Raw genomic sequence first — 12,921 nt, forward strand, 5'->3', positions numbered from 1 at the left:
CAGCGTCTGGTCCGTTCAGCCCTTGAAGCGCGGGAAGGCGGAGCGCCCGGCGAAGACCGCCGCATCGCCCAGCTCCTCCTCGATGCGCAGAAGCTGATTATACTTCGCGACCCGCTCGCTCCTGGCGGGCGCGCCGCTCTTGATCTGGCCCGAGTTCACGGCGACGACGAGGTCGGCGATCGTGGTGTCCTCGGTCTCGCCGGAGCGGTGCGAGAGCATCGTGGTGTAGCCGGAGCGGTGCGCCAGGCTGATCGCGTCGAGCGTCTCGGACAGCGTGCCGATCTGGTTGACCTTGACCAGCAGCGAGTTCGCGACACCGAGGTCGATGCCCTTCTGCAGGCGCTCCGGGTTGGTGACGAACAGGTCGTCGCCGACGAGCTGGATCTGGGATCCGAGCGCCTCGGTGAGGCCCTTCCAGGCGTCCCAGTCGTCTTCGGCGAGGGCGTCCTCGATCGTGACGATCGGGAAGTCCTTCACCAGGCCGACGTAGTAGTCGGTGAGCTCGGCGGCGGTCCAGTCGCGGTTGTCGAGACGGTAGACGCCGTCGTTGTAGAACTCGGTGGCGGCAGCGTCGAGGCCGAGCGCGATGTCGGTGCCCGGCGTGAAGCCCGCCTTCTCGATCGCCTTGACCAGGAAGTCCAGGCCCTCGCGGTTGCTGGGCAGGTCGGGCGCGAAGCCGCCCTCGTCACCGAGGCCGGTCGCGAAGCCGGCCGCCTTCAGCTCGCCCTTGAGCACGTGGTACACCTCGGTGCCCCAGCGCAGCGCCTCGGAGAAGCTGTCGGCGCCGATCGGGGCCAGGAAGAACTCCTGCATGTCGATGCCGTTGTCGGCGTGCGAGCCGCCGTTGATGACGTTGAACAGCGGAACGGGCAGCAGGTGCGCGTTCGGGCCGCCCAGGTAGCGGAACAGCGGCAGGTCGGCCGAGTCGGCGGCGGCCTTGGCCGTGGCGAGGCTCACGCCGAGGATCGCGTTCGCGCCGACACGGCTCTTGTTCTCGGTGCCGTCGACCTCGATCAGGATCTCGTCGATGATGCGCTGCTCGCTGGCCTCGACGCCCTCGATGGCGGGGCCGAGCTCGTCGATGACCGCCTCGACGGCCTTGCGCACGCCCTTGCCGCCGTAACGGCTCTTGTCGCCGTCGCGCAGCTCGTACGCCTCGAAGGCGCCGGTGGATGCGCCGGAGGGGACGGCGGCGCGCTGCACGATGCCGTCGTCGAGGAGCACCTCCACCTCGACGGTCGGGTTGCCACGGGAGTCCAGGATCTCGCGTGCGCCTACAGCCTCGATCAATGCCACGGAAGTGCTCCTTGCGTCGGAAGGATTAGGGGTGGAGCGGCGTCGGTCCGCCGCCCAGTCTAGCCAAAGCCGCGGCAGGGCACCGGGTTCCGGCCGGGAACGATGAAGGGCCGCGCGGTGCTGTCCGCGCGGCCCTCCGAACTGCTCCGGGCGCGAGCCCGGAGCAGCGTGGATCACTTCTTGTACGACTTGACGATCTCCAGCAGCGCCGGCACGTTCGCGTAGGCCTGCTCGGCGTTCTCCTTGGTGACGATCACCGGGGCGAGCAGGAACGACGGGACGACCTTGACGCCGTTGTTGTACGACTTGGTGTCGTTGACATCGACCGTGGAGCCCTTCTGCAGCTCCTGCGTCATCTTGATCGCCTGGGCGACGAGCAGGGTGGTGTCCTTGTTGATCGTGGAGTACTGCACGCCCTCCATGATCGACTTCACCGACTCGACCTCGGAGTCCTGACCGGTGACGACCGGAACCGTCTTGCCGGCCTGCTGCACCGAGGTGATGATGGCGCGGGCGAGGGTGTCGTTCGGCGAGAGGACGCCGTCGAGGGTCGCGGAGCTGTAGTTCGCCGTGAGCAGGGCGTCCATGCGACGCTGCGCGTTCTCGGCCTTCCAGCCGTCGGTCGCCGTCTGGGTGATCTCGGTCTGACCCGAGACGACCTTCAGCGTGCCGTCCTTGATCTTCGGGTCGAGCACGTCCATCGCGCCCTTGAAGAAGACCGCCGAGTTCGCGTCGTCCGCAGACCCGGAGAACAGCTCGATGTTGTACGGAGCCGGGTGCCCGGCGCGCTTGGCGAGACCGTCGAGCAGGGCCTGGCCCTGCAGCTGACCGACCTTGAAGTTGTCGAACGCGACGTAGTAGCCCAGCGCGTCCGTGTTCTCGATCAGACGGTCGTAGGCGATCACGGTGGCGCCGGCGTCGTGCGCGGCCTTCACCTGCGTGGACAGCTGCTTGCCGTCCTTCGCACCGATGATGATGACCTTCGCCCCGCTGGTGACCATCGCGGAGATCTGGTTCTGCTGCTCGGCGACCGTGTTGCTGGCCGGCGCGTACTGCACGTCCGGCTTGAAGCCGGCAGCGCTCAGCCCGTCCGTGAACAGCTTGCCGGCGAGCACCCAGTTCTCACTGGTCTTGTCCGGCAGAGCGACGCCGATCTTGGCATCGGCGGCGAAGCCCTTGGCAGCCGCACCGCTCGAGGCGGGGGTGCCGCCGCGCTCGGACGAGCAGCCGGTGAGCGCGAACGCACCCACGACGACGATCGCTGTCGCCGAAAGGAGGATCTTCTTCATGTGATCTCTTTCTCTCTTGGTGTGTGCAGGGACGGATCCGCGCGAGGCGGGCCCGCTCCCCTACTTCCCGCTCGCGTTGCCGGGAGCGGAGGTCGAAAAGGGCTCTTCCTTGCGGGAGAACTGACGGGTGAGGAATCCGGTGAGGGAAGGGCGGCCCTGCTGCTTGTTCCAGACGTCGACGCCGACGGCGAGCAGGAGCACGAGGCCCTTGACCATCGAGACGATGTCGGCGCCGGCGCCCAGCAGCGCCATGCCGTTGTTGAGGAAGGCCATGACGAGGCCACCGATGATCGAGCCGATCACGGTGCCGATGCCGCCGGAGACGGCCGCGCCGCCGATGAACACCGAGGCGATCGCGTCGAGCTCCCAGCCGTTGCCGTCCTGCGGGCCGGAGGCCGTGGCGCGGGCGACGTAGATCATCGCGGCGACGGAGGCCAGCACCGACATGTTCATCATCACGAAGAAGTCGGTCCAGCGGTCCTTCACACCAGACAGGCGCGCGGCCTGCCGGTTGCCGCCGACCGCGTACAGGTGCCGACCGAAGACGGTGTTGCGCGTGACGAACGTGTAGATGATCACGAGGACCAGCAGGATCAGGCCCGAGATCGGGAAGCTCGTTCCGGTGCGGCCGGTCGCGAAGAGGTAGCCGGCGACGAGGATCAGCACGGACAGGATGACGACCTTGACGGTGCTCACCCACGCGGGCGCGACGTCGGTGCCGGCCTTGCGCTGCGACCGGCGCATCAGGAACTCGAAGCCGATCACCCACAGCACGGCGAGCACGGCGAGCAGCATGGTGAGCACGTTGAACGGCAGCGGGATCGCAACCTCGGGCAGGTAGCCCGCGCCGATCCACTGGAAGTCGGCGGGCACGGCGACCGAGGTGGACTGCCCGAACCACTGGTTCGCGCCGCGGAAGAAGAGCATGCCGGCCAGTGTCACGATGAACGCGGGAACGCCGACGAACGCGACCCAGAATCCCTGCCAGGCGCCGACGAGCACGCCCACTCCCAGACCGAGCAGCACCGCGGCCCACGCCGGGAAATGCCAGTCCGACATCGATTTGGCCACCACGATGCCCACGAAGGCTGCCACCGAGCCGACGGACAGATCGATGTGGCCCATGATGATGACCATCACCATCCCGATCGCGAGGATGAGGATGTACGAGTACTGGTTGACGACGTTGATCAGGTTGCCGGGCGAGAGCGTGAGCCCCTGCGTCCAGACCTGGAAGATGATGATGATGACGACCAGGGATCCGAGGATGCCGAACTGGCGCAGGGTCGACTGTCCGCCGCCCATCATCTTGGTGATGTCTCGGAACTGGAAGCCGTGCTTCGCGGTGTCGGTTGCGGTGCTCATGCGGAGGCTTTCTGATTCAGGGAGGTCATGCTGCGCATGAGCGCCTCCGGGGTGGCTTCGGATGCGGGGAGGCAGTCGGTGACGCGACCCTCGAACACGGTGTAGATGCGGTCGGACATGCCGAGCAGCTCGGGCAGCTCGCTGGAGATCACGATGACGCCCTTGCCCTGCGCGGCGAGTTCGTTGATGATCCCGTAGATCTCGTACTTCGCCCCGACGTCGATGCCGCGCGTGGGCTCATCGAGGATCAGCAGATCCGGATCCGTGAACATCCACTTCGCCAGCACGACCTTCTGCTGGTTGCCGCCGGAGAGCGTGCCGACGCCCTGCTCGACAGAGGGGGTCTTGATGCGCAGCGACGTGCGGTACTGCTCGGAGACGCGGGTCTCCTCGCCGCCGTTGACGACGCCGCGACGGGTGATCTTGGAGAGCTTGGCCGAGACGATCGACCGCTTGATCGAGTCGAGCAGGTTGAGCCCGAGCACCTTGCGGTCCTCGCTGACGTAGGCGAGACCGTGCTTGATGGCGCTCTTCACGTCCGAGAGGACGATCTCCTGGCCGTCCTTCACGATCGTGCCGGAGAGGAACTGCCCGTAGGAGCGGCCGAAGATGCTCATCGCGAACTCGGTGCGGCCGGCTCCCATGAGCCCGGCGATGCCGACGACCTCGCCGCGGCGCACCTCGATGCTCGATCCCTTGACGACCATGCGCTCCGCCACGCTGGGGTGGCGCACCCACCAGTCCTTGACTTCGAAGAACACGTCGCCGATCTCGGGGGTGCGGTCGGGGTAGCGGCTCTCCAGCGACCGGCCGACCATGCCGCGGATGATGCGATCCTCGTTGATCTCGCCACGGCTGATGTCGAGCGTCTCGACCGTGCGGCCATCGCGGATGATGGTGATCTCGTCGGCGATCTGCTCGATCTCGTTGAGCTTGTGGCTGATGATGATCGACGTGATCCCCTTGGCCTTCAGGCCCAGGATCAGGTCGAGCAGGTGCTGCGAGTCGTTCTCGTTCAGGGCGGCCGTCGGCTCGTCCAGGATGAGCAGCCTGACGTCCTTGTTCAGCGCCTTCGCGATCTCGATGAGCTGCTGCTTGCCGACGCCGAGGGTCTTCACCGGCACGTCGGGATCTTCCCTCAGGCCGACCCGGGCGAGCAGTTCGATGGTGCGCTTCTTCTGCGCCATCCAGTCGATGCGCACGCCCTGGCGGATCTCGTTGCCGAGGAAGATGTTCTCGGTGATGGACAGCTCGGGGATCAGCGCGAGCTCCTGGTGGATGATCGCGATGCCGGCGTGCTCGCTGGCCGGGATGTCCTTGAAGCGCTGCTCCTGGCCGTAGAGCAGGATCTCGCCGTCATAGGTGCCGAACGGGTAGACGCCCGAGAGCACCTTCATGAGGGTGGATTTGCCCGCGCCGTTCTCGCCGCAGATGGCGTGCACCTCGCCGCTCCGCACGGTGATCGACACATCGGAGAGGGCCTTCACACCCGGGAACTCCTTGGTGATCGACCGCATCTCGAGGATGGGGCCGGCCACGCTGGGCAACGTCGTCGTATCGCTCACGGATCTCCTTCGATACCAAGTCCGTCAATGTTACCGTTCACATCGGGTTACATCGTGCCCTGCGCGAGCGGGCAGTGTCAAGTGCCCTCCCCGATTTCGTGTCCCTACCGTGACGCGGCGGACTCGCGTCCGCAGAGCACCGGGACGACCGGTCCGAACACGGGCGCGGAATCGCCGCGGATCTGTGCGAGCAGGATCTGCACCGCGCGGCGACCGAGCTCGGAGAAGTCCTGATGAACGGTCGTCAGCGGCGGCGCGACGTGCGCGGCGACCGGCACGTCGTCGAAGCCGACCACGCTGATGTCCGCCGGGATCCGCATCCCCGCGTCGCGGAAGCCGTGCATCAAGCCGATCGCCATGAGGTCGTTCGCGGCGAACACCGCGGTGAAGTCACGCCGGCGGGCGAGCTCCTGACCGGCGAAGTAGCCGAAGTCCGCGGTCCAGTCGCCGCGGATGGGCGGGATCGTCGACAGGTCCGCATCGCGCATGGCGTCGAGGTAGCCGCGCATCCGCGACTCCGCCTCGATCCAGTCCTGCGGACCCGCCAGATGCAGGATGTCGCTGTGTCCGAGCCGGATCAGGTACTCCGTGATCATGCGGGCGCCCGCCACCTGATCCGCGGAATGGCTGATGCCGTCGGAACCGGAGGCCGTCTGCAGACTCACGAACGGCACCGACACGGCAAGGCCGCGCAGCACGTTGAACACCCGCACCTGCGGGGCAAGCACGACGATGCCGTCGACCGATTCGCGCACCAGCTGACGCACCGCGTGGCCGATGGCCTCAGGGGTGGTGTCGGGCAGATTGAGGGTGCTGATCGCGTAGCGCTCCGCGCGCGCCGCGTCCTCGATCGCCGCGATCGAGGAGGTCGGCCCGAACTCCCCCGTCGTCGCCGAGAGGATCCCGAGCGTGTTGGATCGGCTGGTCGCCAGCGCCCTGGCGGCGACGTTCGGCCGGTAGTCCAGGACCCGGATCGCGTCGAGCACCCGCTCCTTGGTCTCCGGGCGGATGCTGGGGTGCTCGTTGAGCACTCGGGAGACGGTCTGATGCGAGACGCCCGCCAGCCGCGCGACATCGCGGATGCTGGGCATCCGGGCACGCTCAGAGGAACTCGACATGCAGAGCCTCCTCGATGTGCACGGTCACATGGATGCTTCCATTATGACTGTGCGGACCCTCGGACGCACGCGCCGACGTCAACCGCGCGTGTGGGCGCACGTCTGTCCGCGCACGTTCGGCGGTGCGCTGACCGGACCTCGCCTCAGCGCCCCTCGTCGACGACCTGGGCGCCGCGGACCGGACCGTGGGCACGAAGTGCGGTGCGGCCGGTGCTGCGCAGCCGTTCCGCGACCCGGTCGGCGGCGACCGCGTCGGTGCACAGCAACGCGATCGTCGGGCCGGATCCGGACACGATCCCCGCGAGCGCCCCGGCCGCCACGCCGCGCTCGATCGTGCCCTCGAGTGCGGGCCGGAGCCGGAACGCCCCGGCCTCGAGCTGGTTGCTCAGACAGGGCGCGAGGGCCTCGGCATCGCCGGTGAGAAGCGCCTCGAAGAAGGATGGCGGCACATCGAACGGGTCGAGCGGACTGTCGGCGTAGACGCGATCCTCCTCGGCCCGCGCGACGTCGTAGGCCCGGTAGACCTCGGGGGTGGAGAGCCCGTCCTCGTCGGTGATCAGCACCCACTCGTACCGCCCGCGGGCGAGCGCCGCGGTGAGCACGTCGCCGCGGCCTGTGCCGACCGCGGTGCCGCCGGTCAGCGCGAACGGGACGTCGGCGCCGAGACGGGCGCCCAGCTCATGCAGCCGGTCGTGACCGAGGCCGGTCCGCCACAGCTCGTTGCAGGCGACCAGCGCGGCAGCGGCGTCCGCGGATCCCCCGCCCATGCCACCCGCGACCGGCACGCTCTTGCGGATCTCGAGGTGCACCCCGCCGTCGTATCCGGTCGCCGCGGCGAGCACCTTCGCCGCGCGCATGGCGAGGTTGCGGTCATCCAGCGGCACCGTCGACGGATCCGCGACGCCCGAGACGGTGAGCGAGAAGTCGTCCGCCGCGGTCGCGATCACATCCTCGTACAGGGACACCGCCTGGAACACGGTGGACAGCGCGTGGTAGCCGTCGCCGTCGATCGGCCCGACTCCGAGGAACAGGTTGATCTTGCCCGGCGCGCGCACGTGCACCCGATCGCGGCGCGACCCCGCGTCGCTCATCGGATCAGAGCTCCGAGGAGACGGACCAGAGATTGACGTCGAGGCCCGCACGGGCGATCTCATCGATACGAGCGAGTTCCGCGACGGTGAGCTCGGGGGCGTCGAGAGCGGCGAGGTTCTCGTCGAGCTGCGCCGGACGGGACGCGCCGATGAGCGCGGATGCCACCACGCCGTCGCGCAGCACCCACTGCAGCGCAAGCTGCGCGAGGCTCTGCCCGCGTTCGCGCGCGACATCGTCGAGCGCGCGCAGCGTCGCGAGACCCGTTTCGCTCAGCGGCACGTCAGGGAGCGACCCGCGCTTCTGCGCGCGCTCGGCGACGCCCTCGCGCAGGTACTTCCCGGTGAGCAGCCCCTGCGCGAGCGGAGTGAACGCGATCGCCCCCAGGCCCTCCTCGCGCAGCGTGTCCGTCAGACCGCCCTCGACCCAGCGGTTCAGGATCGAGTACGAGGGCTGGTGGATGACCAGCGGCGTGCCGAGTTCGCGGGCGACGTCGACCGCCGCCTCTGTGCGCTCCGCGCTGTACGAGGAGATGCCGACGTACAGGGCCTTGCCCTGCCGCACCAGGGTGTCCAGCGCGCCGATGGTCTCCTCGATCGGGGTGACCGGGTCGACCCGGTGCGAGTAGAAGATGTCGACGTGGTCCAGGCCCATCCGGGTCAGCGACTGCTCGGCGCTCGCGAGGATGTACTTGCGGCTGCCGAGGTCGCCGTAGGGCCCGGGCCACATGTCCCAGCCCGCCTTCGACGAGATGATCAGCTCGTCGCGATAGGGCCGGAAGTCCTCGGCGAAGATGCGGCCGAAGTTCTTCTCGGCGGATCCGTAGGGCGGGCCGTAGTTGTTCGCGAGGTCGAAGTGCGTGATGCCCCGGTCGAACGCGTGGCGCAGCAGCGCGCGCTGATCGTCCATCGGGATGTTGTCGCCGAAGTTCCACCACAGCCCGAGCGAGATCGCGGGCAGGTACAGCCCGGAGGATCCCACCTGACGGAAGCGGGCGCTCTCGTACCGATCCGCGGCGGCGGTGTACGGGCGATGGATGTCGAGAACGTCGGGGCGGAAGCGCGGCTCGGTCACCACCCCAGGTTAGCCGGGTCGGGCCGTCTCGGGGCCCGACGGACACCCGGATCGGCGCAGACCGCCGCCGAGCGGATGCGGCGGAGGTGGCCGCCGCCTGCGTGTGTCGCTAGGATGATCGGCCACGGCGGACCGAACCCGATCCGCACCAGAGCGACGCTCGCCCGAGTGCGGGGTCCCGACCCGGCCTGGCATTCGCCGGAGCGTGCGGCGACAGGATCTGCCTTGCATTCGTACCGGCGCATACCGTTCGTCCTCACTGCGGCGGGCGTGCTCTGCACGAGCATCGCGGCCGCGGCGCTCACGACATCCGACTCCCTATGGTGGTTGTCGTGCTTCAGCCGGCTCGGTGCGACAGGCGACGCCTCCAGCGCCGTGTTCAACTCCGGTGTGATCGCGGCCGGGGCGCTGATCGGGCTCTCCGCCGTCCCCGTGGCGATCGGATTGCGCGGCTCATCTTCCGCGGTATTCCGCGCTCACCGATCCGTTTCGAGCGTCGTGCCGCTGCTCATCGCCGCGCTCGGAGTCAGCCTCATCCTGATCGGCCTGCTGCCGCTCTCGCTCTCCGTCTTCGCTCACGAACGAGCCGCCAACGGAGCACTCGCGTCTTCGGCGGCACTGCTGCTCGTGCACCGCACGCTCCTGCGGGGGCTGTCGAAACTGCTGGATCGCCTGGCGGTGGGGACGATCGTCGTCCTGGTGCTCGGCATGGCGGGGCTGATCACCGGAGTGCTCACTCTCACCGTCTTCGAGGCGCTCGCGTTCGGCTCGGTCATCTCCTGGCTGCACGTGCTCGAGATGCGGGTCAGACGGCTCGAACCCGCCGCACTCGCGTCATTCTCGGCAAACTCTCAGCAAATGATTTTGTCCCCCATTTGGGGGACAATGCAGTCCGGTGTTACTGTCTAGTCCTCAGCTGGGGACTGTCGATCGTGATCTGGGGACTCGATTGACCTGAAGGTACCTTCAGGTGGAGTGATGTGCCCTCTCGGGAACCCGTCTCCCAGGGGGCACAACTCTTCCCGGCTACGCCCCGACGCGCGCGATCCGGTGGTAGTCCTCGACCGTGAGGTCCTCGCCGCGGGCGGTCGGCGCCACGCCCGCCGCCTCGAGCGCCGCGGTGGCCTCGGCCGAGCTGCCGAAGAGCCCGGACAGCGCCTGGCGCAGCATCTTGCGGCGCTGGTTGAACGCGGCATCGACGATCGCGAACGTGCGGATCCGCTCCTGCTCGGTGCCGCGCGGCTCCGGATCCCGGTGGAAGCCGACCAGCAGGCTGTCGACGTTCGGCACCGGCCAGAACACCTGCCGCGACACGGTCCCGCGGAGCTTCCACGGGCCGTACCAGGCGGCCTTGACACTCGGCGTGCCGTAGATCTTGGAACCCGGCTTCGCCGCGAGGCGCTCCGCGACCTCCGCCTGCACCATGACGACACCGCGCTGGAGGTACGGGAACGTCTCGAGGAAATGCAGCAGCACGGGCACCGAGACGTTGTACGGCAGGTTCGCCACGAGCACGGTGGGCTCGCCCGGGAGCTCGGTCACGCGCATCGCGTCGGCATCGACGACCGTCAGCGCGCCCTCGGAGACGCCGCGGTCGAGCGCCGTCTGGGGCAGGCGCTCGGCGAGGCGATGATCGATCTCGACGGCCGTGACCGACGCGCCGGTCTCCAGGATCGCGAGAGTGAGGGATCCGAGCCCCGGCCCGATCTCGACCACCCGCTCGGACGGCCGCACCTCGGCGGCCTGCACGATCTTGCGCACCGTGTTCGCGTCGACGACGAAGTTCTGGCCGAGCTTCTTCGTGGGCGTCACGTCGAGTTCGGCCGCGAGCCGGCGGACGTCGGCGGCGCCGAGCAGGGAGACGGTCATCCCGCCATTCTCCCGCAGGTCCGCGCGACGTCCGTACCCGACTCTAGGATCGATCAGGTGTCCAGCATCGGCGAACTCATCGCACCCCGCCGCATGGGCACGGACTTCCGCTGGCTCCTCGCCTCCTCCTGGACGAGCAATGTCGGTGATGGCGTGGCGCTCGCCGCCGCGCCGCTGCTGATCGCGTCGATGACGTCGTCGCCGATCCTGGTGGCGGCGGGCGCGATCCTGCAGTTCCTGCCCTGGCTGGTGTTCGGTCTTCACGTGGGCGCGATCGCCGACCGCTTCGACCGCCGCCGACTCGTGATGTTCGCGAACGCCGCCCGCACGGTGGTGCTGCTCGCGCTGTGCGTGTTCCTGGTGACCGGGGCCGCGAACATCTGGATCGTGCTCGCCGCGTCATTCCTGTACGGCACTGCCGAGGTGTTCGTCGACACCGCCGGATCCACCCTGCTGCCCATGCTGCTGAAGCCCGCCGACCTCGGCCTCGGCAACGCCCGGCTGCAGGCCGGCTTCCTCGTCGCGAACCAGTTCGCCGGCCCTCCGCTCGGCGCGTTCCTCTTCGCCGCGGGGCATGCGTGGCCGTTCCTGCTCGAAGCGGTGTGCGTGAGTCTCGCGGTCGTGCTGATCTCGCGGATCGCTCGCACGCCGGTGCCCCCGCGAGGCGAGACGGCGCCACGTACCGACGGGACCGGATCCGCGCCTGCGCCGGAACGCACGAAGGTGCACACCGACATCGCGGAGGGCCTCGGCTGGCTGTGGCGCAACCCTCCCGTGCGCATGCTGGTGCTCATCATCCTGCTGTTCAACGTGACCTGGGCCGCGCCCTGGGGTGTGCTCGTGCTGTATGCCACCACGCATCTGCACATGGGCGCGATCGGGTACGGCGCCCTCACCACGGCCTCCGCGGCCGGCGGACTTCTCGCCACCGTGAGCTTCGGCTGGCTCGAGAGGCATGTGACGTTCGCGACGATGATGCGCGTCTGCCTGTCCCTGGAGGTGCTCATGCACCTCGCCTTCGCGCTCACGACAGCAGGCTGGATCGCTCTCGTGATCATGGTGGTGTTCGGCTTCTACGCGTTCATCTGGGGCACGATCTCCACGACCGTGCGCCAGCGCCTGGTCCCGCACTCGCTGCAGGGGCGGGTGGCATCGGTGAACTCGGTCGGCGTGTTCGGCGGAATGGTGATCGGTCAGGCGCTCGGCGGGGTGATCGCGCAGACCTGGGGGCTCACTGCGCCGTGGTGGTTCGCCTTCGGCGGCGCCGCGCTCACGCTGCTGTTCGTCTGGCGCCCGATCTCGCAGATCACCTCGACCCCACCTGTGCAGGATGACGCGCCCGACGGGGTTCAGGCGAACGAGCCGTAGACCCCGAGGGTGTTCGCGGCGATCTGCGCACCCAGTTCGTCCACGTCGAGGCCGAGCTCCGCGGCCAGGAAGCGCAGCGTGAGCGGGATCAGATAGGGCGCGTTCGGTCGACCGCGCAGCGGCGCCGGCGTGAGGAACGGGGCGTCGGTCTCGATCAGGATCCGCTCCCGCGGCGTGATCGCGAGCGCGTCACGCAGGTTCTGCGCGTTCTTGAACGTGACGTTGCCCGCGAACGAGAGGTAGTACCCGGCGTCGGCGCAGACCCGCGCCATCGCCTCGTCTCCGGAGAAGCAGTGGAAGACCGTGCGCTCCGGGGCGCCGACACGACCCAGGGTCTCCAGCACGTCGTCGTGCGCATCGCGGTCGTGGATCTGCATCGCCAGGCCGTGCTTCTTCGCGAGCGCGATGTGCGCCTCGAACGACGTGTGCTGGGCGGCGCGACCGGACTCCTCGGTGCGGAAGTAGTCCAGCCCGGTCTCGCCGATCGCCCGTGTGCGCGGGCGCGCGGCGAGCTCGTCGATCACCGCGAGGGCGTCATCGAGCCCGCCCGCCGCAGCGTAGGCCGGGGCATCGTTGGGGTGGATCGCGACGGCCGCGAGCACGCGCGGATCCGACTCCGCCGCCGCGACCGCCCAGCGCGAGGACTCGATGTCACCCGACGCCTGCACGACTCCGAGGATCCCGACCGCCTCGGCACGATCCAGCTGCTCGCCGAGGCTCAGCTGTTCGTACCCGTCTTCGCCCACGGGACCGTCGGCGATCTCGAGGTGGCAGTGGTTGTCGTAGACGCCGACGGCGAGCGGCTCGGGCGGCGGCGGATAGGTGAGATCCTTGCGCCCCTTCGTCGCGCGCTCGCGCACGTAGGTGTCGGGCGTCTCGGCCATGCGC

The 12,921-nt window shown here is 68.7% G+C and carries 11 protein-coding genes; 2 read left to right on the forward strand and 9 right to left on the reverse strand.

Annotation, left to right across the window (positions count from 1 at the left end; translation table 11 throughout):
- Nucleotides 1–15 precede the first annotated feature (15 nt).
- The 7 genes from eno to mgrA all read right to left on the reverse strand — a co-directional run bounded on the left by eno (nt 16) and on the right by mgrA (nt 8,799).
- Nucleotides 16–1,296 (reverse strand): phosphopyruvate hydratase, encoded by a 1,281-nt coding sequence (eno, locus tag ABD882_RS17500; protein WP_345188712.1) that lies wholly within the window; start codon nt 1,294–1,296, stop codon nt 16–18.
- Between the two features lie 173 nt (nt 1,297–1,469).
- The gene (locus ABD882_RS17505; RefSeq protein WP_345188713.1) at nt 1,470–2,585 is read right to left on the reverse strand and encodes a substrate-binding domain-containing protein; all 1,116 of its coding nucleotides are present in this window, start codon (nt 2,583–2,585) and stop codon (nt 1,470–1,472) included.
- Nucleotides 2,586–2,645: 60 nt separating this feature from the next.
- On the reverse strand, nt 2,646–3,950 hold the full coding sequence (mmsB, locus tag ABD882_RS17510) for a multiple monosaccharide ABC transporter permease (protein ID WP_345188714.1): 1,305 nt from the start codon (nt 3,948–3,950) through the stop codon (nt 2,646–2,648).
- Nucleotides 3,947–5,467: a multiple monosaccharide ABC transporter ATP-binding protein gene (gene mmsA, locus ABD882_RS17515; protein ID WP_345188797.1), complete on the reverse strand. Its 1,521-nt coding sequence runs from the start codon at nt 5,465–5,467 to the stop codon at nt 3,947–3,949. The genes mmsB and mmsA overlap by 4 nt, the downstream gene beginning before the upstream one ends.
- Nucleotides 5,468–5,619: 152 nt before the next feature.
- On the reverse strand, nt 5,620–6,633 hold the full coding sequence (locus ABD882_RS17520) for a LacI family DNA-binding transcriptional regulator (protein WP_345188715.1): 1,014 nt from the start codon (nt 6,631–6,633) through the stop codon (nt 5,620–5,622).
- Between the two features lie 143 nt (nt 6,634–6,776).
- On the reverse strand, nt 6,777–7,724 hold the full coding sequence (locus ABD882_RS17525; RefSeq protein WP_345188717.1) for a 4-(cytidine 5'-diphospho)-2-C-methyl-D-erythritol kinase: 948 nt from the start codon (nt 7,722–7,724) through the stop codon (nt 6,777–6,779).
- Nucleotides 7,725–7,728: 4 nt separating this feature from the next.
- On the reverse strand, nt 7,729–8,799 hold the full coding sequence (gene mgrA, locus ABD882_RS17530) for an L-glyceraldehyde 3-phosphate reductase (protein WP_345188718.1): 1,071 nt from the start codon (nt 8,797–8,799) through the stop codon (nt 7,729–7,731).
- A gap of 222 nt (nt 8,800–9,021) precedes the next feature.
- Between mgrA and ABD882_RS17535 the strand changes: the two genes are divergently transcribed.
- The gene (locus ABD882_RS17535; RefSeq protein WP_345188720.1) at nt 9,022–9,705 is read left to right on the forward strand and encodes a DUF998 domain-containing protein; all 684 of its coding nucleotides are present in this window, start codon (nt 9,022–9,024) and stop codon (nt 9,703–9,705) included.
- Between the two features lie 117 nt (nt 9,706–9,822).
- Here ABD882_RS17535 and rsmA read toward each other — a convergent pair whose 3' ends face one another.
- A complete protein-coding gene (rsmA, locus tag ABD882_RS17540) occupies nt 9,823–10,665 on the reverse strand; it encodes a 16S rRNA (adenine(1518)-N(6)/adenine(1519)-N(6))-dimethyltransferase RsmA (protein WP_345188721.1) in 843 nt (280 codons plus the stop codon).
- A gap of 93 nt (nt 10,666–10,758) precedes the next feature.
- On the opposite strand from rsmA, the gene ABD882_RS17545 reads away from it, so the two are divergent.
- A complete protein-coding gene (locus tag ABD882_RS17545) occupies nt 10,759–12,033 on the forward strand; it encodes an MFS transporter (RefSeq protein WP_425563395.1) in 1,275 nt (424 codons plus the stop codon).
- Here the strand turns inward: ABD882_RS17545 and ABD882_RS17550 are convergent.
- Nucleotides 12,015–12,917: a TatD family hydrolase gene (locus tag ABD882_RS17550; RefSeq protein WP_345188724.1), complete on the reverse strand. Its 903-nt coding sequence runs from the start codon at nt 12,915–12,917 to the stop codon at nt 12,015–12,017. The two genes, ABD882_RS17545 and ABD882_RS17550, sit on opposite strands and share 19 nt — an antisense overlap.
- Nucleotides 12,918–12,921: the final 4 nt, after the last annotated feature.

It is taken from the genome of Microbacterium panaciterrae, assembly GCF_039541635.1.
GTDB lineage: Bacteria > Actinomycetota > Actinomycetes > Actinomycetales > Microbacteriaceae > Microbacterium > Microbacterium panaciterrae.